Below are 21,064 nucleotides of genomic sequence, written 5' to 3'. Positions count from 1 at the left end.
CTTCGTCTGCTTATCTGAACACTGCCGGCTACTCGACGCGCTCGCCCTGATACGACCCGCCGTAGGTGTCGGCGTGCTCGGCGTCGGCGAGCACGAGCTGGGCGACGCGCGCGCCGCGTTCGAGTTCGACCTCGTGGTGGACCTGCAACAGCCCCTCGCCCTTCCCGGTGTAGCCGGCGTCCCAGACCGCGGTGTTGAGCATGCAGGAGTTGCGCAACAGCGACGACCGCGGGTAGAGGAAGCCGACGTGGTCCTCGGGGATGGCGATGGTCTCGGCGTACTGGAGGATGTAACCGCCCGGGGACAGGGAGAACGTCTCGGCGCCGTCGCCAGTATCGGGCTCGACCGGCTGGCGGTCGCCGATGGTCTTGCCCTCGGTGCCGATGCGGCCGGGTTCGCGCTGTTCGAGGACGGCTTCGACGGTGAGGTCGACGCCGTTGGGCTGGACCTGTGCTTCCGTGACCGGATCGACGTGGTCGGCGACGAACGCGCCGCTCTCGTACATGGCGTTGGAGTCGCTCTCGCGGCCCTATGCTCTGTCGATCGACGCCACCGTTTCGTGTGGATAGTTCACACTAACCAAATAAGGTCTTAGGCCGCGTATTAGGCGAATACGCGAGTCCTGAAACACGCGGGATTTATAATCTTCGAAGGGGCATCTTCGGACGCTATGGGACAGACGCTCACGGAGAAAATCCTCGACGACCACCTCGTCGAGGGCGAACTCGAGCCCGGTGAGGAAATCGGGATCGAGATCGACCAGACACTCTCCCAAGACACGACTGGGACGATGGTCTGGCTGCAGTTCGAAGCCCTCGAAATGGACGAAGTCCAGACGGAACTCGCGGCTCAGTACTGCGACCACCAGACCTATCAGTTCGACTTTAAGAATACCGACGACCACCGCTTCCTGCGCTCGGCGGCCGGCACGTACGGCGCGTACTTCTCCCGGCCCGGGAACGGCATCTGCCACAACGTCCACAAGGAGAACTTCGCCGCACCCGGCAAGACGCTCCTCGGTTCGGACAGCCACACGCCGACCCCCGGCGGGCTCGGTCAGCTCGCCATCGGCGCTGGCGGCATCGACATCGCCGTGGCGATGGGCGGCGGCGCCTACCACGTCGAGATGCCGGAAGTCGTCAGCGTCCGCCTCGAGGGCGAACTCCCCGAGTGGGCCACCGCCAAGGACGTCATCCTCGAGCTCCTCCGTCGCCTCTCCGTGAAGGGCGGCGTCGGCAAGGTGCTCGAATACACGGGTCCGGGCGTGGAGACGCTCTCGGTGCCCGAGCGCACCACCATCACGAACATGGGCACCGAACTGGGTGCCACCTCCTCCATCTTCCCGACCGACGAGAAGACCGAGGAGTGGCTCGCGCAGTTCGACCGCGAGGACGAGTTCGTCGACCTCGGCCCCGACGAGGACGCCGACTACGCCGACGAAATCGTCGTCGACCTCTCGGACCTCGAACCGCTCGTCTCGAAGCCGTCGATGCCCGACGAAGTCGTCCCGGTCCGCGAGGTCGAGGGCGAACAGGTCGAGCAGGTCATCGTCGGCTCGTGTACGAACGGTGCCTACGAGGACATCCTGCCCTCGGCGAAGATGCTGGAAGACCGCCAGGTCAACGCCGGCACCGAGATGATTGTCGCGCCCGGCTCCAAGCAGGCCTCCGAGATGCTCGCCCGTGAAGGCTGGACCGCCGAGATGATGGCGGCCGGCGTCAACTTCTCCGAGGCGACCTGCGGTGCCTGTATCGGCATCGGCCACGTTCCGGCCTCCGACTCCGTCTCGCTGCGGACGTTCAACCGGAACTTCGAGGGCCGCTCGGGCATCGAGGACGATTCGGTGTACCTCTGCTCGCCGGAAGTCGCCACCGCGGCGGCCATCGCCGGCGAAATCGTCGACCCGCGCGACCTCGCCGACGACCTCGGCGACCTCGAAGCGCCCGGCTTCGAGCTCGCAGACAAGTACTCCGCGGGCTACGGCGCGGACGACCCGGACATCATCACGCCCGACGAGGCCATCGACGACGACCTCATCAAGGGCCCGAACATCTCCAGTGTGCCCGTCAAGGACCCCATCGACGAGGACGTCTCCGGCGAGACGCTCCTGAAGATGGAGGACAACATCACGACGGACCACATCATCCCGGCGACCTCCGACATCCTCAAGTTCCGCTCGAACATCGAGCGGCTCTCGGAGTTCACGCTCTCGCGCATCGACGACACGTTCGCCGAGCGCGCGAAGAACGCCGGTAGCAGCGTGCTCGTCGCGGGCGAGAACTACGGGCAGGGTTCCTCCCGCGAGCACGCGGCGATGTGCCCGATGTTCCTCGGCGTGGAAGCGGTGCTCGCACAGAGCTTCGCGCGCATCCACAAGGCCAACCTGTTCAACTTCGGCCTGATTCCGCTCACCATCGACGAGGAGACCTACGAACGCATCGAGCAGGGCGACGACGTCGAAATCGTCGACGACGCCCGCGCGGGCGTCGAGTCCGGCCAGGAGGAGTTCACCATTCGCGTGAACGACGACTGGGAGGCGACCGCCTACCTCGACGCGTCCGACCGCGAACGCCGCACGCTCGCGGCCGGCGGGAAGCTCTCGCTGACGAAGCAGCGCCACGGCGACAGCGGCGCGACGAGCTCCGCCGACGACTAAGCGTCTCGACGCACTCTCCTTTCTTTCTCGGCCCGACAGCGACGGCTCCGTGCAATCTTCGGCTGCCACAGCGCCTTTATCCGCGGTGTCCCTAGGGGGTATCGTGACGACCGTCGCACCGCCGTCGTCGGACACGGTTATCCGGCAGGCATCCCGTGCGGACCTGCTGGACGTGTTCGGCATCGAGAAGGAGGTGTTCGACCAGCCGTGGCCGTACTCGGCGTTCGAGCGGCAGGTCGGGACGCCCGCGTTCCTCGTCAGCGAGACCGGCGGCCCCGTCGCCGTGAACGGCGAAATTACGGGCTACATCGTCGCGGACACGATTCCGAACCACCGCCAGCCGCTCGGCCACGTCAAGGACATCGCGGTCCGCCCGGACAGCCGCGGCGAGGGCATCGGTGCGGCACTGTTGCGGCGCTCGCTGTCCGCGCTCGCCGGCCAGGGCGTCCGCAGCGTGAAACTGGAAGTCCGGCAGAGCAACGAGCCCGCGATGAACCTCTACGAGAAGCACGGCTTCGAGTACCTGCGCACGCTCCCGCAGTACTACTCCGACGGCGAGGACGCCTACGTGCTCGTCGCGAACCTCGAAGACCGTGACGCGTTTTAGGCGGTAGCCCCTCGCTGTTCGCATGGGCTACGAGTGTCCGGTCTGCGGCGTCGACGAGGCGGACGGCGAACACCTCGCGAACCACCTCGCGTTCACGGCGCTGGTCCGCGGCGGCGACCACGAGGCGTGGCTGGACGACACCGTCCCGGACTGGGAGGACCGCGACCCCGAGTCGCTGGCCCCCGACGTGACCCCGCACGCCGAGGAGACGGACACCGAGACAGTCACCGAACCGCACGGCCGCGAGATGCCGGCCGTCGAACAGCACGGTGACGCCGACCTCTCCGGGGAGGCCGCCGCGATTCTCGACGAAGCACAGGACATCACCGAGCAGCTCCACGAGTCCTCGCTGGCGAGCCCCGACTCCGAAGACGGCGACGACGACTCCGAAACCCAGTAGGGCGTGCAGGCCGACGTTTCGCGCATGACAGAGACGCGTGGCGTGCTCGCGCCGGCGACCGAAGCCGAGGTCCGTGAGCGCTTCGAGGGCGTGGGGCCGGCCGCACAGACAGTCACCCGCGAGGTGGCGCGCGCGATGGAGCTCTCCAAGGAGGAGTACGACGAGCGCGTCACTAGCGACGTCGTTGGCGCCGCCCGCGAAGCCATGTTCGCCTCGCTCCTCGAAATCGAGGTCGGCGACGACGAAGAATTCGAGGCCGCGAAAGCCGACCACCCAGAGGCGGAAGTCCACGAGAACGGGAGCGACGAGGTGGACAACGCCGCGTGGCACTACGTGCCGTTCGCGGACGCGCTGGTGGCGACGACGTTCCAGAACGAGCCAGACGCCGCCGTCGCGACCCTTCGCCGGATCGCGTTCAGCACGTTCTACGAGCCGGTCCTCTGACTACCGCGAAATCTGGTAGTCCGGACAGCACTCCGCGAAGTCCGCGTCGGGCGCCGAACACCGCCCCGTGCAGGGGTGGTCGATGTGGCGTTTCAGCGCGCGAGCGGCCTCCTCGGAGAGCGCGCCGCCGATCGAGTCCGTGTCGACGCCGTCGAGCCCGAGGTCGTCGGTCGTGAAGTTCTCGACGAGACACCGCTTCCACATGAGTTCGCGCGTGACGGTCTCGCCGTCGCCGGTGAGCGTCGCGCCCTCGTAGCGCTCGTAGTCGACGAGCCCGCGCTCCGCGAAGTCGGCCATGCGCTCGGTGACGGTCGCGGGGTCGACGTCGAGCCGGTCGGCGACCTCCCCGGTCTTCGCCGGGCGTCCCTCCCGGGCGGACACCAGCAGGATGGCGCTGAGGTAGCGGCCGGCCGTCTTCGAGAGCTCTCCCCCACTCATCTCGCGTGTTGGTCCGCTCCTCGGAGGGAAAAGGCTGTTCCTGGCCACGCCGAGCCCCCGGGAGACTTTGTGGGCGAGTGCGTACGGCCGGCCATGCACGACCACGACTGGCCGGTCGTCGACGCCGTGACCGAGTACGAGACGAGCTGGTACGACGGCGGCTACGACCGCGTCGAGCAGCCCGACGGCTCGCTGAAAGACTACTACTGGGCCGAACTCCCGCCCGCGGTCGTCGTCGTCGCCGTCGACGACGGGGACGTGTTGTTCGTCGACCAGTACCGGCCGACGATTCGCGAGCAGTGCATGGAGTTGGTGGCAGGTATTGTGGAAGAGTCAAACGAGGCTACCGAGGACGTCGCGCCCACCCCGGACCGCGAGTCGTACGTCTCGGCGGGCCGCCGCGAACTCCGCGAGGAGACCGGCTACGAGGCCGACGACGTCCACTTCCTCGAATCGTTCTGGACGGCGACGGGCGTGCTCCGCCACCAGCGCGGCATCGTCTTCGCGGAGGGGCTGACGGAGGTCGGCTGCGACCTCGACGACAACGAGTTCCTCTCGGTCGAGCGCGTGCCCGTCGACGAGGCGCTGTCGGTGGCGCGCGCGCCGCCCGCGAACGACGCCACCATCGAGGGCTTGCTGCTGGCGCAGGCCGACGGCTACCTCTAGTTTCTCCGACCGCAAGCCGTAACTCCGCGCAGACCGAGGTACGGCACATGGACGGCGAGATTTCCGCCGACGAACTCAAAGCACTCCTCGACGACGAGGACGTCCGCGTCGTCGACATCCGCCCGCGGGCGGCCTTCGAGCGCGGCCACATCCCGGACAGCGAGAACATCCCGTTCTCCGAACTCCCACAGTCCGTCGACCGGCTCGACGGCGCGGACCGCGTCGTCACCGTCTGCCCGCACGGGCAGGCCAGCCAGCAAGCCGCGCGACTCGTCCAGTCCTACGAGGGCCTCGACGAGGACGCGCGCGTCGAGAGCCTCGCCAGCGGCATCACCGGCTGGGACGGCGAGGTCGTCGCCGACGAGAACGACGAAGGCCCCGACACCGAATCTCCGACCGAGTCCCCGTTCTGAACGCAGCACTTGCGGTCCTTCTGAACTAACTAAACTGCGGAGCCGTGCGGCTCGGCGGCGCGAATACTGAGAGAGAAGTGGTGGTCGTCGACGCGCGGGTTAGGCGACGTTGAAGCCCTTGTCGCGGAGGAAGTCCTCCACGCGCCCCGAGTGGTTGCCTTGGAGTTCGATTTCGCCGTCCTCGACAGTGCCGCCGCACGCGAACTTCGACTTGAGGTCCGACGACAGGCTGTCGAGGTCGACGTCGTTGGGGTCGAATCCTTCGATGACGGTAACTTCCTTTCCGTAGCGTCGCTCGTCGATGCGGATTTCGATTTGCTGGGACTCTTTGGCGACGTCCTCGCAGACGCAGAGTTCCTCGGGCAACCCGCACGTCGAGCACACCTCAGACATTACACGTGTGCGTACGAAATCCGCCTATTAAACACTATCGCCGAGGCTCGGGGCAGTGTTCAGATAAGCAGACGAAAGTAGCGGAGATGCCGTTGCGTTTTGAAAGCCCTCGGTGGTCTCGACCGTCGGGAGACTCGCAGTGCTCGTCTCCCGTGGTCTCGTTCGTTGCACTCACGAGACTCCCGCGGCTCGCTGCGCGCGTTCGCTCCCGTTGGTCGCTCACGTGCTTACTTCGCCGGGGTTCGTCGAGACCACCTCGCCCTTTCAATCCACCAGGAAATCGGCTGGTTCGCCGGCTGAAGCTGTGTTCAGATGAATCCTTATCTGAACACCACCAGGCTCGGGTAGGCGGCTGTTTTCGGTGGGCAGCGACCGCGCGAGCCGCCTCGCTTCGGCGGCGTCGGCTGCGTCGCCGCGACTCGCGTACCGCGCGCGCTCCCTGAGGGCCGCAACCCGGCCGCACGGTCGTCAGCACGGACGTCGGCGACGAACTCGCGGACCGTCTCCCCGTTCGCGTTCGCGATGCTGGCGTCCGAGGACGTCCTCCGCGCGCTCGAAGGCCCCCTCGACTTCCTCGCGGGGGTCGCCGCGGGGCAGCCAGCGCAGCCACACCGCTCGGTAGACACGGCCGGTGAGCCCGGAGTACCGCGCCCCCGCGACCGCGAGGCGAGCGAGCACGCCCCAGACCAGGCGTGTTGAGGGCGGGTGGAGTGTCGGCCCACTCCCACCGATTTGGGCCCCATCCGGGCCGGGAGGCGGCCGTCAGTTGTCGAACGGCAGGAGAGCAGTCACTTGTATGTTTCCCGGTCACTCACGACAGTGCCGGTTTACGACCAGTGCTTGCAGGCCGCACACACGCTCTCGCCGCCGTCCAGCCAGCGGCGGCCCGCGGCCTCACCGCAGGCCTCGCAGACTGACGCGTCGCTCCACGAACTCGTCACGGGCACGGCGTCGGCCGTGTCAGTACTATCTAACTCCTCCCCCTGTTGCTCGTTCCCGGTTTCCTCGGGCGCGAACGCGTCGAGCGTGGCGTCGTCGGACACGCTCCCCAGTTCGGCTGCGACTGCCATAACCGTCCCGGAGCATCTAAGGGACCGGCTCACCCACGGCCGCACATGGTCTGGTTCATCGACAACGCCGTCTCGCTCGCCGAGAACATCGTCACCGCCGCCAGCACGGACCCGATTTCGGCCGCGCTCGTCCTCGTCGGCGGTGCGCTTGTCACGCTCGCCGCCGGCGGCTTCGGCGCGCTCACCCTCGGCGCACTCGCCGAAGCAGTCGTCCCGGATACCGCCACGCAGCGCCAGCGCCGCCCCCAGTAGCTACACCCCTGCAGCGTCGAACGCGTCCGCGAGCAACGACACCGCTTTCTCTCGGTTCGGCCCGAGCGGCGACGCCGCTACCACGCTGTCGACGTGCTCCCCGACCGCCGCCAACTGCTCGGCAACGTCCTCGGGGTCGCCCGCGATGCAGAACGCCGTCAACATCCGCTCGGACACCTTTTCGAATGCCGCCGAGAACTCACCTGCCTCGATGGCCTCGCCGATATCGCTCGCGCGCTCGGCGTCGATGCCGTGGCGCTCCAGCACGGGCGGCGCTGCGCCCGCCGCGATGAACGCGACCGGCGGCCGCGCGGCCTCCAGCGCGGCGGCGGCATCCTCCGCGATGGACACCGACGCGAACGCCGCAACGTCCGGCTCCCCCGACACCACGCGGTCGGCTTCGCCCTCCGCGATGCGGTCGGCCGCCCACGCGAGGTCCCGCTCGTGGCTCGCGTTCACCAACACGCCGTCCGCGTGCTTGCCCGCCATCCGGAGCATGTGCGGGCCCTGCGCGCCCACGTACACGGGAACCTCGCCGACCTCGTAATTCAGGCCGGCGTCCCGCGCGACGAACGTCCCGTCGTGGTCGACGCGCTCGCCCGCCCACAGGTCCTGCGAGACCTTCATCGTCTCCAGCACCCGGCGGAGCGGCCGGTCGCGCTCCACGCCGAGGTTGCGGAGCGTCGACGCGTCGCCCGCACCCAGCCCAAGAATTGCTCGCCCGTCGCTGACCTCGTCGACGGTCGCGACCTGCGACGCGAGTTTCACGGGGTGCGTGTCGTAGGGGTTCGCCACCCCCGGGCCGAGTTGCACGTCCTCGGTGCTAGCCGCGATGCGGTCGAGCGCGACGAACGGGTCGCGGTTGTTGTAGTGACACGACGCGAACACCGCGTCGAAGCCAGCCGCCTCCGCCTGCGAGGCGAGGTCAGCGACCTCGCTGACGGGAATCTCGGGGGTCAGTTCAATTCCGCGCATACTCCCACCCCCGGAGCGCCTGCCGCACGAAGTCACCGTCGACCTCGCGGTACAACTCCTCGCTGCCGTCGTGGTCGCCAAACTCGAACTCCCGCACCACGACGACTGGCGTACCGCCGTCGCCCTCCCCGGAGACGAGGTTCGCGGTCGCCGCGAGTTCGTCCACCACGCTCTCGACGGTCACTTCGAGTTCGTGGCCATCGCGGTCGGTCTCCCCGCGCCAGTCCCGGGACGCCGGCATCCCCGCCCAGCCGAGGGCGACGCCGCGCTGGCCGTGCCGGAACGGCCGCCCGGACGTGTCGGTCACGACCACCGCGACGTCCGCGTCCAGGCCGTCGCGGATGCGCTCGGCGCTCTCCGTCGGTCGCTCGGGGAGCAACAGTAGCTCGGCGCCGCCCGTGTTCGACCGGTCGATGCCGGCGTTCACGCCGACGTGGCCGAACGTCGTCTCCGTCAACAGGAACGGCGCTTCCATCAGCAGGTCCACGGACTCTTCGAGGACGGCCTGCGCGAACCGCGGGTCCTTCTGCTCGCCCGTAATCTCGCTCAGGCGGTCGGCGATTTCGCGGGCGCGCGGCCCCGCTGGGTAGTCGGACAGCGACGCCGTCCGTCCTTCGGCCTTCGAGACGACCGTGCTGGCGATACAGACGACGTCGCCGTTCGCCAACTCGGTGCGCTCGGCGACGAGGTCGGCGAGGCTGTCGCCCGAACGCACCTCCGGGAACTCCGGCACCGCGAACGCGTGCATACTCGACCTTCGTTGCCCCTCACAAAAGCCCCGGCGGTACCGGACACGCCGGCCACTCGACTACGCTCGCACGACGGAGACGTCGACGTCGCTGCCGTCGACGTCCACCGTCAGCATCGTCGCCTCCTCGGCCGGCTCGGCACCGGTCGCACTCCCCGGATTCAGGAGGCGGACGCCGTCGACGGTCTCGTCGGTGAGTTCGTGCGTGTGCCCGGCGATGCCGATGGCGGCCTCGTCGTTGCGCTCTTCGCGGACGGCTTGCAGGACGCGGTTCTCGTAGCCGGACAGCGGACCGCTCCCGTGCACGACGACGAACTGCCGATCCTCGACCCACAGCGTCTCCACTGCGGGCAGCCCCAGCGAGACGGGGTCCATGTTCCCGCGGACGGCCACGAGGTCGCCGCCCGCGAGCGACTCGACAGTTTCGTAGGCGGCTTCGCTGTCGAAATCGCCGGCGTGAACGACGACGTCTGCGTCCTCCAGCTCCTGCTCGATGAACCCCGGAATCTCGGATTTGCGGGACGGCACGTGCGTGTCGCTGACGACTGCGAGACGGCGCATACCCCGGGCTTCGGCGGCCAGCAAGAAATACGTTGAAGCCGCTGGACGGGAGTGAAAGGCTCTTCTCCCGGGAGCCCCTACCGTACTCCCGGGCGACGGTGACGAGGAGTTACCCCCTCCGAGCCCCTTGTGACGAGGCCTTTCTCCCGAGTCGCCCGTCTCGGAACGCACCAGCGACGCTTATGGCTTGCAGGCGGCGTTCGAGTCCGCGAGCCGGTCCGCCGCCGTTCCGTATCCGCCGGCTCGCGGCGACTGTCAGATCACGCGCAGGGTTGGCTTCGCTCTCCTACTTGAACCTACGTAGCCGACGAGCAAGCATCCGCGAGCGCCGTACGGCGCTCGCGGTTTACTCGCGGCGAAGCCGCGAGGCCGACGAACCCCCGAAGGGGGGTGAGGAGTGCTTTTTCCGCAAATTTTTGCAAGTGAGGCGCGCGGAGCGCGCCGAACGCTGGAAAAAGTGCGTCTTAGACGCCGTCGACAGTCTCGCGGTAGGCTTCGACGCTGGCTTTGGCGTCGGCGATGCTCTCGCGTGCTTCCTCGTCCTCGACGGCGTCCGCGAGGTCGTCGAGCGCGTGCGTGATGCGGGCGAGGCGGCCGTGGTCGGGGCCGTCGTCGGCCGTCGCGAGGTCCGCGAGCGCGTCGGACTGGTCGTAGAGGCGCTGTTCGTGGTCGGAGTCGTCGGCGGCGACGGAGGCGGCTCGAAGGTGGTCGCTCGCCGCGCGCAAGTCTTCGCGTACCATGCGTCGAATATCGACCGGGCCCGGGAAATAGGTGCGGTGTGACTACCAGGGACCCGACCCTTCGCCGACGGCGTCCTCGACGCTGCTCGCGGCTCACTCTGTTCACCGCTCGCCAGAACGTGCCCTCGCTACGCTCGGGCACGCTGCTCACGCATCGCCCTGCTCCGCGTTCGCTAATAACGTGCCCTCGCTGCGCTCGGGCACGCTGCTGAAGTGCCTCCACGCCCATTACCACGTAATGAGCGACGCCAGCGGTTCCCTCCAGCCGGACCGGCCGGAGGCCGACGTGCCGTTCCGCGTGGACGCGCCGTTCGACCCCGCGGGCGACCAGCCCGACGCCATCGAGCAGCTGGTCGAGGGGTTCGAGAACGGGGCCGACGCACAGACGCTGCTCGGAGTGACGGGCTCCGGGAAGACCAACACCGTCTCGTGGGTGGCCGAGGAGCTCCAGCAGCCGACGCTGGTCATCGCGCACAACAAGACGCTCGCGGCCCAGCTCTACGAGGAACTCCGGAACCTCTTCCCGGACAACGCCGTCGAGTACTTCGTCTCCTATTACAACTACTACCAGCCGGAGGCGTACGTCGAGCAGACGGACAAGTACATCGAGAAGGACGCCTCCATCAACGACGAAATCGACCGGCTGCGCCACTCCGCGACGCGCTCGCTGTTGACGCGCGACGACGTCATCGTCGTGGCCTCCGTCTCCGCGATTTACGGGCTCGGTGACCCGGGCAACTACGAGGAGATGAGCCTCCGCCTCGAAGTCGGCCAGGAAATCGAGCGCGACGAACTCCTGGGCCGGCTCGTGGACCTGAACTACGAGCGCAACGACGTGGACTTCACGCAGGGCACGTTCCGCGTCCGGGGGGACACCGTCGAGGTGTTCCCGATGTACGGCCGCTATCCCGTGCGCGTGGAGTTCTGGGGCGAGGAGGTCGACCGGATGGCGAAACTCGACCCGCTCGAAGGCACCGTCGAGAGCGAGGAGCCCGCGGTCCTCTTCCACCCGGCGGAGCACTACTCCGTGCCCGAGAGCGAGATGGAGGAGGCCATCGAGAAGATTCGGGACGACATGCACGAGCGCGTCCGCCACTTCGAGCGCAACGGCGACATGGTCGCCGCCCAGCGCATCGAGGAGCGCACCACGTTCGACCTCGAGATGATGGCGGAGGCGGGCTACTGTTCGGGCATCGAGAACTACTCGGTGTACCTCTCGGACCGCGAGCCCGGGGACGCGCCCTACACCCTCCTGGACTACTTCCCGGACGACTTCCTGACGGTCATCGACGAGTCCCACCGTACCGTCCCCCAAATCAAGGGCCAGTACGCGGGCGACAAGTCCCGGAAAGATAGTTTGGTAGAGAACGGCTTCCGGCTCCCGACCGCGTACGACAACCGCCCGCTGACGTTCGAGGAGTTCGAGGAGAAGACCGACAACACACTGTACGTCTCCGCGACGCCCGGCGACTACGAGCGCGAGCAGTCCGCGCAGGTCGTCGAGCAGATTGTCCGCCCGACGCACCTCGTCGACCCCGAAATCGACATCGCCGACGCCACGGGCCAGGTCGAGGACCTGATGGACCGCATCGACGACCGCGTCGCCAACGACGAGCGCGTGCTCGTGACGACGCTCACCAAGCGCATGGCCGAGGACCTCACGGAGTACCTCGAAGAGGCGGGCGTCGCCGTCGAGTACATGCACGACGAGACGGACACGCTCGAACGCCACGAACTCGTGCGCGGGCTCCGGCTCGGCGAGTACGACGTGCTCGTCGGCATCAACCTCCTGCGCGAGGGGCTGGACATCCCGGAGGTCTCGCTGGTCGCGATTCTGGATGCCGACCAGGAGGGGTTCCTGCGCTCGGAGACGAGCCTCGTCCAGACGATGGGGCGCGCCGCCCGGAACGTCAACGGCGAGGTCGTGCTGTACGCCGACGAGCGCACGGACGCGATGCGGGACGCCATCGAGGAGACCCAGCGCCGCCGCCGCATCCAGCGCCAGTTCAACGAGGACCACGGCACGACGCCGACGACCATCGACAAGGAAGTCGGCGACATGAATCTCCCCGGCGCGGAGACCGACACGTCCGACGTCGCCGGCGACGGCCCGAGCGACGAGCAGGAGGCCGCCGTCCTCGTCGAGGACCTCGAAGAACGCATGGAAGCGGCCGCCAGCAACCTCGAATTCGAACTCGCGGCGGACATCCGCGACCGCATCCGAGAACTCCGCGAGGAGTACGACCTTGCCGGGGGGAACGAGGGCGAGGACGCGGGCGTCGCGCCCGAACCCGGCGAGTGGTAGCCCGAGTCGATAGCTCTCATCGCTGTTTGACCTACCGCTGGCTTGATGTGTCGACGGGCGCGATTCGGGCGCATGCCAGCTATCGACGCGAACGGATTGACGAGGCGCTTCGGCAGTCTCGTCGCCGTCGACGCCCTGGACCTTACCGTCGAAGAGGGCGAGGTGTTCGGCTTCCTCGGGCCGAACGGCGCGGGGAAGTCCACGACCATCAACGTGCTGTTGGGGTTCCTCGACCCCAGCGAGGGGTCCGCGACCGTGCTCGGCCACGACGCCACCCGCGAGTCCCGCGCGGTCCGCCAGCGCACGGGCCTCCTCCCCGAGGGGTTCCACGTCTACGAGAACCTCACCGGCCGCGAGCACGTCCGCTCCGCGATTCAGACGAAGGGCGCAGACGACGACCCGGACGCACTCATCGATCGAGTCGGCCTCGACCCCGCCGACAGCCGCCGCGCCGCGGGCGGCTACTCGAAGGGGATGCAGCAGCGCCTCGCGCTCGCCATCGCGCTCGTCGGCGACCCCGACCTCCTGATTCTGGACGAGCCCTCCAGCGGCCTCGACCCGAAGGGCGCGAAGCTCCTCCGCGAAATTGTCCGCGAGGAGGCCGAGCGCGGCGCGACGGTGTTCTTCTCCAGTCACGTGCTCGGGCAGGTCGAGCAGGTCTGCGACCGCGTCGGCATCATGAACCAGGGGGAGATAACCGCCGTCGACACCATCGACAACCTCCGCGAGCGCATCGACGCCGAATCCGTCGTCGCGGCCGACGTCGCGACCGTCCCGGACACCGACCCCGTGGCCGCCATCGACGGCGTCCGCGACGTCTCGGTAGTCGGTGGCACTGTGCGCATCGCCTGCACACACCCACGAGCGAAGATGCCCGCGCTCCGCACGCTCGACGACGCCACCACCGTCACCGACATCACCGTCGAGGACGCCTCGCTGGAGACGCTCTTCGAGGAGTACACGGACAGCGAGCGCGAGACGCCGGCCGTCGAGGAGCCGGCTGTCGCCGCCGGCGCGACCGGGGGTGACGCGGCGTGAGCCTCTACACGGTCGCCCGCGACGACTTCACGAACGCTCGCCGGTCGTACGTCGTGCTCGGCGTCGTCGGCGTGTTCGCGGCGCTGGTCGCGCTCATCTTCGCGTTCGAAATCAGCATCTACGACGACCCCTACCGGGCGCTGTTCGACGTCTCCTTTTTCGTCTTCCTCGTCGTGCCGCTGATTCTGGCACCGCTGACCTACCTCGCCATCGCGGGCGACCGCGAGAGCGGCGCCATCACGTACGCGATGGGGTTGCCGAACACGCGCGCCGAGTACGTCTTCGGGAAGCTCACGGCCCGGCTGGGCGTCGCGGTCGCCGCCGTCTTCGTCGCGGTCGCCGTCGGGTTCGTCGTCGCGCTCGCGACGTTCACGAACGCGCCGGACGTCGGCCGGTTCGCCGTGTTCGCGGGCGTCACCGCGCTGTACGTGTTCTCGTTCGTCGGCATCTTCGTCGGCATCTCCGCGCTCACGAGCAAGCGCTCGCGCGCGATGCTCGGCGTCTTCGGCGCGTACTTCCTGCTGGTGCCGTTCTGGTTCGGTTTCTTCCCCGTCATCGGGCTGCCGAACCTCGTCAGCACGGCCGCGGACCTCCTCGGCACCAGCGTCTCCCAGTCGACGCAACTGATGATAAACTCCTTCTCGCCCGCGACGTCGTACCTCTTCGCCACCGAAGTCGTCTATCACGGACTGCTCCCCACGCCGTACGAGAGCATCAACTCGAACTTCGTCGGCCAGCCCGACGAGTTCTACCGCGAGTTCTGGTTCAACGCCGCCGTGATGGTCGCGTGGGGCGCTGGCTCGCTGCTCGTCGGCTTCCTCTCCTTCCGCCGGTCGGAGCTCGGGTAGTCAGAGCCGGCTCGCCAGCGTCTCCGCGGTCGCCTCCCCGACGCCCTCCACGTCCCGCAAGTCCTCGACTGAGGCATCGCGGACGCCCTCGACGCTCCCGAACCGCCGCAGCAGGCGCTTGCGGAGTTCCGGGCCGACGCCGTCGACGTTGTCGAGCGTCGTCTCCACGTCGTCGCGGAGCGTCTGGTGGTACGCGACTGCGAACCGGTGGGCTTCGTCGCGCACGCGCTGTAAAACGTGCAGTTGGGGCGCGTCGTCGTCCCAGTCGTACGTCCGGCGCTCTGTAATGACGACCTCCTCGTCTTTCGCCAGCGCGACCGCCGGCACGTCCCAGCCCGCATCCGCGAGGGCTTCGCGTGCCGCGTCCAGTTGCCCCTCGCCGCCGTCGATGAGCAGCAAGTCGGGGTCTGGGCGGTCGTCGCCCGCGTGCCCGCCGGCACGTTCAGCTTCGACCGCGCGGTCCGCGCGCCACCGCAGCAGCCGGTACATGTTCGCGTAGTCGTCGTTCTCCTCGCTGAGCTTCTTCCGGCGGTAGTCAGATTTCTCGGCGCTCCCGTCCACGAAACAGACGTCGCTGCCGACGACGGCTTTCCCCTGCGCGTGGCTCACGTCGAAGCCCTCGATGCGGGTCGGCCGGTCGATGCCCAGCGCGTCCGCGAGCGCGCCGAGTTCGTCCCGCTCGCCCGACCGCCGATGGGCGTTCTTCAGCGCCAAGTCGACGAGTGTCGCCTCGCGGCCCGCGCCCGGCACGCGGACCTCGACGCCCGCTTCGTCGAGCCACGCCGCCACGTCGTCGTCGCCGTGGCGCTCGGGCAACAGCAGGCGGTCCGGGAGCTCCCGTTCCGCGTAGAACTGCACGAGGAACGCTGCCAGCACGTCGGCCGGACTCTCGTTCTCTGGGGCATCCAAGTGGTGCTGGTCGCGCTCCACGAGCTGCCCGCGCTCGGCGTGCAGGCGCGCGACCGTCGCGTCCTCGCCCTCCACGGCGACGCCGAGCACGTCCGTCGTCGCCGCGTCGTCGCCGCCCGCGACCGCCGCGCCCGCGCCGCCGTGGAACGCTTCGACGGCGTCCAGGCGGTCTCGGAGGTTCGCCGCGCGCTCGAAGTTCTGCGCTTGCGCGGCCTGCTCCATCGCGCGTTCGAGCGGGTCCGCGAGTGCGCCCGTCTCCCCCTCGAAGAACCGGCGCGCCGACTCGACGTCCGCAGCGTAGTCGGCCCCGCTGATTTCGCCCGTACAGGGTGCCGAACACAGCCCCATCTCGTAGTCGAGGCAGGGGCGCTCGCGGTTCCGGTACTTGTGGTCTGAGCAGCCGCGGAGCCCGTACACTTCACGAATCGCCTTCACCACGATCTCCACCTCGCCCTTGTCCGTGTACGGACCGTACGCCGCCGCGCCCTCGTCGGGGTCGCGGGTCACCTCGATGCGGGGGGCGGCGTGGTCCGTGAACTGGACGAGCGGGTAGGACTTGTCGTCCTTGAGGCGGACGTTGTACCGCGGCTGGTGGCGCTTCACCAGATTCGCTTCCAACAACAGCGCCTGCGTCTCCGTGTCCGTCACCGCGAAGTCGATTGCGTCCGCGCGCTCGACCATCCGCGCGATGCGCTCACTTCGCGGGTCTGCGTACGACCGCACGCGGTCCCGGATGTCCACCGCCTTCCCGACGTAGAGGACGGTGTCGTCGTCGAGGAACTGGTAGACGCCGGGCTCCGTCGGCAGGTCGCTCGCGCGCTCCCGAACCGCGTCCGCGTCCATCGCTTCGAGGTACGGCCGCGGCGACTTTCAACTGCGCGGTCGCCGAACCGCCAGGCTTGAACCGAATGCCGTCGAACCCGCACCCATGCCCGAAACCGAGCGCGTCTGGCTGGTCTTCCGGGAGTACACCGACAAGGGCCTGCTCAACCTCGTCTACGCGACGCCAGAGGGCGACCGCGTGCTCCGCAAGCAGCGTTCGCTGAACGCCGGCGACCCCACCGCCGCCGTCGACGCCGAGGTCGACGACCTCGAACCCGTCGAGGACCCCGAGGACCGCGAGCGCTACGGCCAGGAAGCCAGCCGGATGCGGGACTCCCACGACCCCGACGACCGCGTGTAGTTCGCAGCGGCTGCAGCCGGGAGCAAGACACTTCACCGCGCACCGCGAGCGCCCGACCATGCAGTCAGCCCTCCCCGTGGTGGTAGCGTGACGTGGCCGGTCGTCGCGCGCCGCGACCTCCGTGCCCTCCACGCCGACAACTCGCTGGCGGTGTTCGGCGGCTTCTTCGCGCTGCTGGCGGCCGTCCTCGCGTACGGCGCCACGAACGGCGCCGGCGTCACCCCGCTCCCGACCGCGCTCGCGCTCCTGTTCCTGTTCGCCGTGCCGCTGGCCGCCGGCACGCTCACTCACGAAGCCGTGCCGAGCGCCGTCGCCAGCGGTCGCGTCCGGCTCACGCTCTCGCTGCCGCACACGCGCTCGACGTTCCTCGCGGGCGCGGGCGCCGCCCGCCTCACGACGACGCTCCTGGCCGTCGTCGCTGCAATCATCGTCGCCACCGTCGTCTACGCGCTCCGCGGCGCGCCGGTGCCGGCGGTCCGCGTGCTCGCCGTGCTCGCGCTCGCCGCGCTGCTGGCCGCCGCGTTCGTCGCCGCGACGCTCGTGTTCACCGCGCGCTCGACGTCCACGACGCTCGCCGCCGCGACCACCTTCGGCTTCTTCGCGCTCGCGCTGTTCTGGCCGATTGCGCTGAGCCTCGGGCGCGTCGTCCTCGCCGGCCAGTTCGGCGTACAAGTGAGCAGCGGCCTCACGGACGCGCTCGTCGTCGCCAGCCCGCTGTACGCGTACGCGAACGCGCTCACCGTCGTCGGCATCGACCCGGTCGCGACGACCGGCTCCGTTCCCGACGGCGTCGGCGTGGCCGTCCTGCTCGCGTGGACGCTCGCCGCGTTCGCGCTCGCGGCGCATCGATTCGCCCGCATCGAACTCTGAGACGCCGACGCGCGGTCGCTCGCGCTGCGAACCACCCCAACCGATTTAGGCCGGCGGTGCGACCTCCCCCGCATGGCAGCAATCGAACTCGCCGGCGTCACCAAGCGATACGGTGACGTCACCGCCCTCCACGACCTCGACCTCCAGGTCCAGTCCGGGGAGATATACGGCTTCCTCGGGCCGAACGGTGCCGGGAAGTCCACCACCATCGACATCCTTCTGGACTTCGTGCGCCCCACCTCCGGCACCGCGACCGTGCTCGGCCACGACGCCCACGACGAGTCGCTGGCCATCCGCCAGCGCATCGGCGTCCTCCCAGAGGGGTTCCACGTCTACGAACGCCTTACGGCCCGCCAGCACCTCGAATTCGCTATTGAGTCGAAGGACGCCGACGACGACGTCGAGGCCCTGCTGGAGCGCGTCGGCATTCCGGAGGCCGCCGACCGGAAGGCCGGCGGCTTCTCGAAAGGGATGCAGCAGCGGCTCGCGCTCGCCATCGCGCTCGTCGGCGAGCCCGACCTCCTCATCCTCGACGAGCCCTCGACGGGGCTGGACCCGAACGGCGCGCGCGAGATGCGCGAAATCATCACTGAGGAGGCCAACCGCGGCGCGACCATCTTCTTCTCCAGTCACATCCTCGAACAGGTCGAAGCCGTTTGTGACCGCGTCGGCATCCTCCAGCAGGGCGAACTCGTCGCCCAGGACACCATCCGCGGGCTCCGGGAGGCCGCCGGCACGGGCTCGACGCTGACGGTCACCGTCGAGGAACTCACGCCCGACGTCGTCGAAGCCGTCGAGGGCGTCCCCGGCGTCACGAGCATCGACACCGACCGCGACGTGCTCACCGTAAGCGCCGACGACGCGTCCAAGACCGACATCCTCGACGCCATCGAGGCCGCCGGCGGGGAAGTCGTCGACTTCGCCACCCGCGAGGCGTCGCTTGACGACGTGTTCGCGGCGTACACGAACGGCCGCGAGGAGGAGGTGTCGGCATGAGCTGGCCGGCAATCGCGCGCAAGGACTTCCACGACGCCGCGCGCTCGAAGGCGCTGTGGGCGCTCACCGCGCTGTTCGTGCTGTTCATGGCCGGCGTCGCGTACGTCTACACGCTCCTCCAGAGCGGCGGCCAGGGCGGTGGGGAGTTGGAGACGCTCGGGCTCATCTTCTTCCTGCTCAGCCCGGTGACGCTGCTCATCCCGTTGACCGCGCTCGTGATGTCGCACAAGGCCATCGCCGGCGAAGTCGAATCCGGGAGCGCGAAGTTCCTGCTGTCGCTACCCCACACCCGCCGGGACGCCATCGTCGGGAAAGTCGTGGGCCGCGGCGCGGTGCTCGGCGTCTCCGTCGTCGTCGGGCTCGTCGTGGCGGCGGTCGTCACGGTCGCGCTCTACGACAGCTTCGACGCGCTGGCGTTCCTCGGCTTCTCGGCGCTCACGGTGCTGCTCGCCGTGCTGTACACTGCCATCGGTGTCGGGCTCTCCGCGACCACGCAGGACTCCGGGCGCGCCACCATCGTCGCCGCCGCGTTCTTCGTCGTCTTCGAGGTCGCGTGGGGAGCCATCCCCGCGGGCGTCCACTACCTGCTCGAGGGCACGTTCGGTCCCGGACTCAACAGTACGCCCCCCGAGTGGTACCTCCTATTGAACCGCATCCCGCCGTCGTCGGCGTTCACGAACGCCGTCCTCCAGTTCCTCCCCGGCAACAGCACCATCGTCGCCCAGCTGTTCCCACAGAACCCGCCCATCTACCTCTCGAAGTGGGCCGCGCTCGCGACGATGTTCGCGTGGCTCGTCGTCGTGCCCGCGCTCGGCTACTACGTCTTCGAGCGCGCGGACCTCTAGGGCACGTAGCGGTACCGCCGCGTCTGCTCGCCGTCGAAGCGCGGCCCCGCCCCCGCGTCCTCGAACCCCTCGTTCAACAGGACGTCGCCGAGGTCGTCCCCCTCGACTAGCACGGCCTCTACCGCGAGGTCCTCGTAGGCCGCGAACTCGCGGGGGCCGTCCAGTAGTTCGCCGAGCGTCTCCGGGTCGCCCGCCAGGCGCGTGACGTGGACGGCCCCACGCCACGCGTCGAACGCGACGAACCCCGCGAGGTCGCCGTCGGTCTCCGCGACGCGCACCGTGCGGTCCCTGACGAGGCGCGCGGCGTCGAGGTCGTCGTCGGCAAGCGCGTCCAGCGCGGCCGCGTCCTCGGCCGTCGCGTCACGAACGTTCATGCCCTCAAGTACGCGAGCGACCAACTTAACGCCGCGGCCGCGAGGACGGCAACCGTTTCGTGCATGCAAGCAGTTATCACCGCCCGCGTCCCTACGACCCGGCTATGAGCACGGTTCCGAGGACCGGTGGGAAGCGATGCGCGTAGTCGCGAAGTTCGGCGGCACTAGTCTCGGGAGCGGCGACCGCATCGAGCGGGCCGCCGACTCCATCGCGGACGCGGTCGCTGCCGGCCACGAACTGGCGGTCGTCGCGTCGGCGATGGGGAACACGACCGACGAACTCCTCGACGACATCACGTTCGACGCCGACGACGCCGACCGCGCGGAAATCGTCTCGATGGGCGAACGCACGTCGGTGCGGATGCTGAAGGCGGCGCTGGCCGCCCGCGGCGTCAACGCTGTGTTCCTCGAACCCGGCCGCGATGACTGGCCGGTCGTCGCCAACGACCGCGGCGAGGTCGACGTCGAGGAGACGAAAAAGCGCGTCGAGGCACTCGCCGACGACCTCGACGAGGTCGTCCCCGTCATCACGGGCTTCCTCGCCGAGGACCACGAGGGCAACGTGACGACGCTCGGCCGCGGTGGCAGCGACACCACGGCCGTGATGCTCGGCCGGTACGCAAACGCCGACGAGGTCGTCATCGTCACCGACGTCGAGGGCGTCATGACTGGCGACCCCCACGTCGTCGAAGGCGCGCGCAACGTCGGCGAAATCACCGTCGACGAACTCCGCAACCTCTCCTTCCGCGGTGCCGAGGTGGTCGCGCCCTCTGCCCTCTCGTTCAAGGATGACAACCTCGACGTCCGCGTCATCCACTACCAGCACGGCGACCTGCTCTCGGGCGGCACGAAAATCGAGGGTCAGTTCGAGAACATGATCGACATGCGGGACACGCCGCTGGCGTGTCTCACCGTCGCTGGGCGCGCCATCCGCAACCGCCCCGGCATCATGTCGACGCTGTCGACGGCGCTCCACGACAGCGACATCAACGTCGACGCGGTCGCCTCCGGCATGGACTCGATGACGTTCTACGTCGACGAGGACGTCGCCGAGCGCGCCGAGAACGTCCTCCACAGCGAGGTCATCGAGGTCGGCGAACTCTCCTCGGTCACCGTCCGCGACGAGGTCGCGGTCATCCGCGTCCTCGGCGGCGAGCTCCCGAACCAGCCGGGCGTCCTCCGGCGCATCGTCGACCCCATCGCCGAAGCCGGCATCAACGTCATCGACATCATCTCCAGCGCCACCTCCATGGCCGTCTTCGTCGACTGGGACGACCGCGAGAAGACGCTAGACATCGTTCAGGACCACTTCAGGTCGTAGCTTCTTTCGGCC

26 protein-coding genes are annotated in these 21,064 nt (G+C 68.7%); 16 read left to right on the top strand and 10 right to left on the bottom strand.

The features are described from left to right. Positions 1-28 precede the first annotated feature (28 nt). A complete protein-coding gene (locus LT974_RS14805) occupies positions 29-505 on the bottom strand; it encodes a deoxyuridine 5'-triphosphate nucleotidohydrolase (RefSeq protein ID WP_232588392.1) in 477 nt (158 codons plus the stop codon). A gap of 165 nt (positions 506-670) precedes the next feature. Between LT974_RS14805 and LT974_RS14800 the strand changes: the two genes are divergently transcribed. The 4 genes from LT974_RS14800 (at position 671) to LT974_RS14785 (ending at position 4,107) form a co-directional block, all read left to right on the top strand. Beyond that, on the top strand, positions 671-2,656 hold the full coding sequence (locus LT974_RS14800) for an aconitate hydratase (protein WP_232588391.1): 1,986 nt from the start codon (positions 671-673) through the stop codon (positions 2,654-2,656). Between the two features lie 103 nt (positions 2,657-2,759). Further along, a complete protein-coding gene (rimI, locus tag LT974_RS14795) occupies positions 2,760-3,263 on the top strand; it encodes a ribosomal protein S18-alanine N-acetyltransferase (RefSeq protein ID WP_232588390.1) in 504 nt (167 codons plus the stop codon). Positions 3,264-3,285: 22 nt separating this feature from the next. Next, positions 3,286-3,663 carry a DUF5810 domain-containing protein gene (locus LT974_RS14790; protein ID WP_232588389.1) on the top strand — a complete coding sequence of 126 codons (378 nt, stop codon included), beginning with the start codon at positions 3,286-3,288 and terminating at the stop codon, positions 3,661-3,663. 24 nt (positions 3,664-3,687) lie between these two features. Continuing rightward, entirely contained in the window at positions 3,688-4,107 is a 420-nt protein-coding gene (locus tag LT974_RS14785) for a DUF5809 family protein (RefSeq protein WP_232588388.1), read from the top strand. Here LT974_RS14785 and LT974_RS14780 read toward each other — a convergent pair whose 3' ends face one another. Then, the gene (locus LT974_RS14780; protein WP_232588387.1) at positions 4,108-4,545 is read right to left on the bottom strand and encodes a metal-dependent transcriptional regulator; all 438 of its coding nucleotides are present in this window, start codon (positions 4,543-4,545) and stop codon (positions 4,108-4,110) included. Positions 4,546-4,638: 93 nt separating this feature from the next. Between LT974_RS14780 and LT974_RS14775 the strand changes: the two genes are divergently transcribed. After that, positions 4,639-5,211: an NUDIX hydrolase gene (locus tag LT974_RS14775; RefSeq protein ID WP_232588386.1), complete on the top strand. Its 573-nt coding sequence runs from the start codon at positions 4,639-4,641 to the stop codon at positions 5,209-5,211. Positions 5,212-5,258: 47 nt separating this feature from the next. Then, positions 5,259-5,624, top strand: coding sequence for a rhodanese-like domain-containing protein (locus LT974_RS14770; protein ID WP_232588385.1), 366 nt, complete (start codon positions 5,259-5,261; stop codon positions 5,622-5,624). 99 nt (positions 5,625-5,723) lie between these two features. Here LT974_RS14770 and yciH read toward each other — a convergent pair whose 3' ends face one another. After that, a complete protein-coding gene (gene yciH, locus LT974_RS14765) occupies positions 5,724-6,017 on the bottom strand; it encodes a stress response translation initiation inhibitor YciH (RefSeq protein WP_058980746.1) in 294 nt (97 codons plus the stop codon). Between the two features lie 522 nt (positions 6,018-6,539). On the opposite strand from yciH, the gene LT974_RS14760 reads away from it, so the two are divergent. Next, positions 6,540-6,716, top strand: coding sequence for a hypothetical protein (locus LT974_RS14760; protein WP_232588384.1), 177 nt, complete (start codon positions 6,540-6,542; stop codon positions 6,714-6,716). A gap of 128 nt (positions 6,717-6,844) precedes the next feature. Here the strand turns inward: LT974_RS14760 and LT974_RS14755 are convergent, their stop codons facing one another. Next, on the bottom strand, positions 6,845-7,060 hold the full coding sequence (locus LT974_RS14755; protein WP_232588383.1) for a DUF7573 domain-containing protein: 216 nt from the start codon (positions 7,058-7,060) through the stop codon (positions 6,845-6,847). 72 nt (positions 7,061-7,132) lie between these two features. Here LT974_RS14755 and LT974_RS14750 point away from each other — a divergent pair, with 72 nt between their 5' ends. Next, positions 7,133-7,339, top strand: a complete 207-nt coding sequence (locus tag LT974_RS14750; protein ID WP_232588382.1) for a hypothetical protein — start codon at positions 7,133-7,135, stop codon at positions 7,337-7,339. On the opposite strand, the gene LT974_RS14745 is transcribed toward LT974_RS14750, so the two are convergent. The 4 genes from LT974_RS14745 to LT974_RS14730 form a co-directional block, all read right to left on the bottom strand. Beyond that, the gene (locus LT974_RS14745; RefSeq protein ID WP_232588381.1) at positions 7,340-8,314 is read right to left on the bottom strand and encodes a 5,10-methylenetetrahydromethanopterin reductase; all 975 of its coding nucleotides are present in this window, start codon (positions 8,312-8,314) and stop codon (positions 7,340-7,342) included. It lies immediately after the preceding gene. Continuing rightward, on the bottom strand, positions 8,301-9,062 hold the full coding sequence (locus LT974_RS14740; RefSeq protein ID WP_232588380.1) for a coenzyme F420-0:L-glutamate ligase: 762 nt from the start codon (positions 9,060-9,062) through the stop codon (positions 8,301-8,303). Before LT974_RS14740 ends, LT974_RS14745 begins: the two co-directional genes overlap by 14 nt. Positions 9,063-9,122: 60 nt before the next feature. Then, the gene (locus LT974_RS14735; RefSeq protein WP_232588379.1) at positions 9,123-9,623 is read right to left on the bottom strand and encodes a metallophosphoesterase family protein; all 501 of its coding nucleotides are present in this window, start codon (positions 9,621-9,623) and stop codon (positions 9,123-9,125) included. A gap of 464 nt (positions 9,624-10,087) precedes the next feature. After that, positions 10,088-10,363, bottom strand: a complete 276-nt coding sequence (locus LT974_RS14730) for a DUF7553 family protein (protein ID WP_232588378.1) — start codon at positions 10,361-10,363, stop codon at positions 10,088-10,090. Positions 10,364-10,601: 238 nt separating this feature from the next. Here LT974_RS14730 and uvrB point away from each other — a divergent pair, with 238 nt between their 5' ends. The 3 genes from uvrB (at position 10,602) to LT974_RS14715 (ending at position 14,554) form a co-directional block, all read left to right on the top strand. Further along, positions 10,602-12,668, top strand: coding sequence for an excinuclease ABC subunit UvrB (uvrB, locus tag LT974_RS14725; RefSeq protein WP_232588377.1), 2,067 nt, complete (start codon positions 10,602-10,604; stop codon positions 12,666-12,668). A gap of 72 nt (positions 12,669-12,740) precedes the next feature. Next, positions 12,741-13,706, top strand: coding sequence for an ABC transporter ATP-binding protein (locus tag LT974_RS14720; RefSeq protein WP_232588376.1), 966 nt, complete (start codon positions 12,741-12,743; stop codon positions 13,704-13,706). Beyond that, positions 13,703-14,554: an ABC transporter permease subunit gene (locus LT974_RS14715; RefSeq protein ID WP_232588375.1), complete on the top strand. Its 852-nt coding sequence runs from the start codon at positions 13,703-13,705 to the stop codon at positions 14,552-14,554. The genes LT974_RS14720 and LT974_RS14715 overlap by 4 nt, the downstream gene beginning before the upstream one ends. Here the strand turns inward: LT974_RS14715 and LT974_RS14710 are convergent, their stop codons facing one another. Beyond that, on the bottom strand, positions 14,555-16,306 hold the full coding sequence (locus tag LT974_RS14710) for an excinuclease ABC subunit C (protein ID WP_232588374.1): 1,752 nt from the start codon (positions 16,304-16,306) through the stop codon (positions 14,555-14,557). Positions 16,307-16,391: 85 nt separating this feature from the next. Between LT974_RS14710 and LT974_RS14705 the strand changes: the two genes are divergently transcribed. From LT974_RS14705 to LT974_RS14690, 4 genes are all read left to right on the top strand, one after another. Further along, on the top strand, positions 16,392-16,646 hold the full coding sequence (locus tag LT974_RS14705; RefSeq protein WP_232588373.1) for a hypothetical protein: 255 nt from the start codon (positions 16,392-16,394) through the stop codon (positions 16,644-16,646). Between the two features lie 87 nt (positions 16,647-16,733). Continuing rightward, positions 16,734-17,516, top strand: a complete 783-nt coding sequence (locus LT974_RS14700) for an ABC transporter permease subunit (RefSeq protein ID WP_232588372.1) — start codon at positions 16,734-16,736, stop codon at positions 17,514-17,516. A gap of 72 nt (positions 17,517-17,588) precedes the next feature. Beyond that, positions 17,589-18,512, top strand: coding sequence for an ABC transporter ATP-binding protein (locus tag LT974_RS14695; protein ID WP_232588371.1), 924 nt, complete (start codon positions 17,589-17,591; stop codon positions 18,510-18,512). Further along, a complete protein-coding gene (locus LT974_RS14690) occupies positions 18,509-19,357 on the top strand; it encodes an ABC transporter permease (protein ID WP_232588370.1) in 849 nt (282 codons plus the stop codon). The genes LT974_RS14695 and LT974_RS14690 overlap by 4 nt, the downstream gene beginning before the upstream one ends. On the opposite strand, the gene LT974_RS14685 is transcribed toward LT974_RS14690, so the two are convergent. Then, on the bottom strand, positions 19,354-19,731 hold the full coding sequence (locus LT974_RS14685; RefSeq protein ID WP_232588369.1) for a hypothetical protein: 378 nt from the start codon (positions 19,729-19,731) through the stop codon (positions 19,354-19,356). The two genes, LT974_RS14690 and LT974_RS14685, sit on opposite strands and share 4 nt — an antisense overlap. A 136-nt stretch (positions 19,732-19,867) precedes the next feature. Between LT974_RS14685 and LT974_RS14680 the strand changes: the two genes are divergently transcribed. Next, positions 19,868-21,052: an aspartate kinase gene (locus tag LT974_RS14680; protein ID WP_232588368.1), complete on the top strand. Its 1,185-nt coding sequence runs from the start codon at positions 19,868-19,870 to the stop codon at positions 21,050-21,052. Positions 21,053-21,064 lie beyond the last annotated feature (12 nt).

Origin of the sequence: Halobacterium noricense, assembly GCF_021233435.1 — an archaeon.
In the GTDB taxonomy this organism is placed as follows: domain Archaea; phylum Halobacteriota; class Halobacteria; order Halobacteriales; family Halobacteriaceae; genus Halobacterium; species Halobacterium noricense.
The sequence above is the reverse complement of the archived record's forward strand: the minus strand, read 5'-3'. Positions and strand labels throughout refer to the sequence as shown.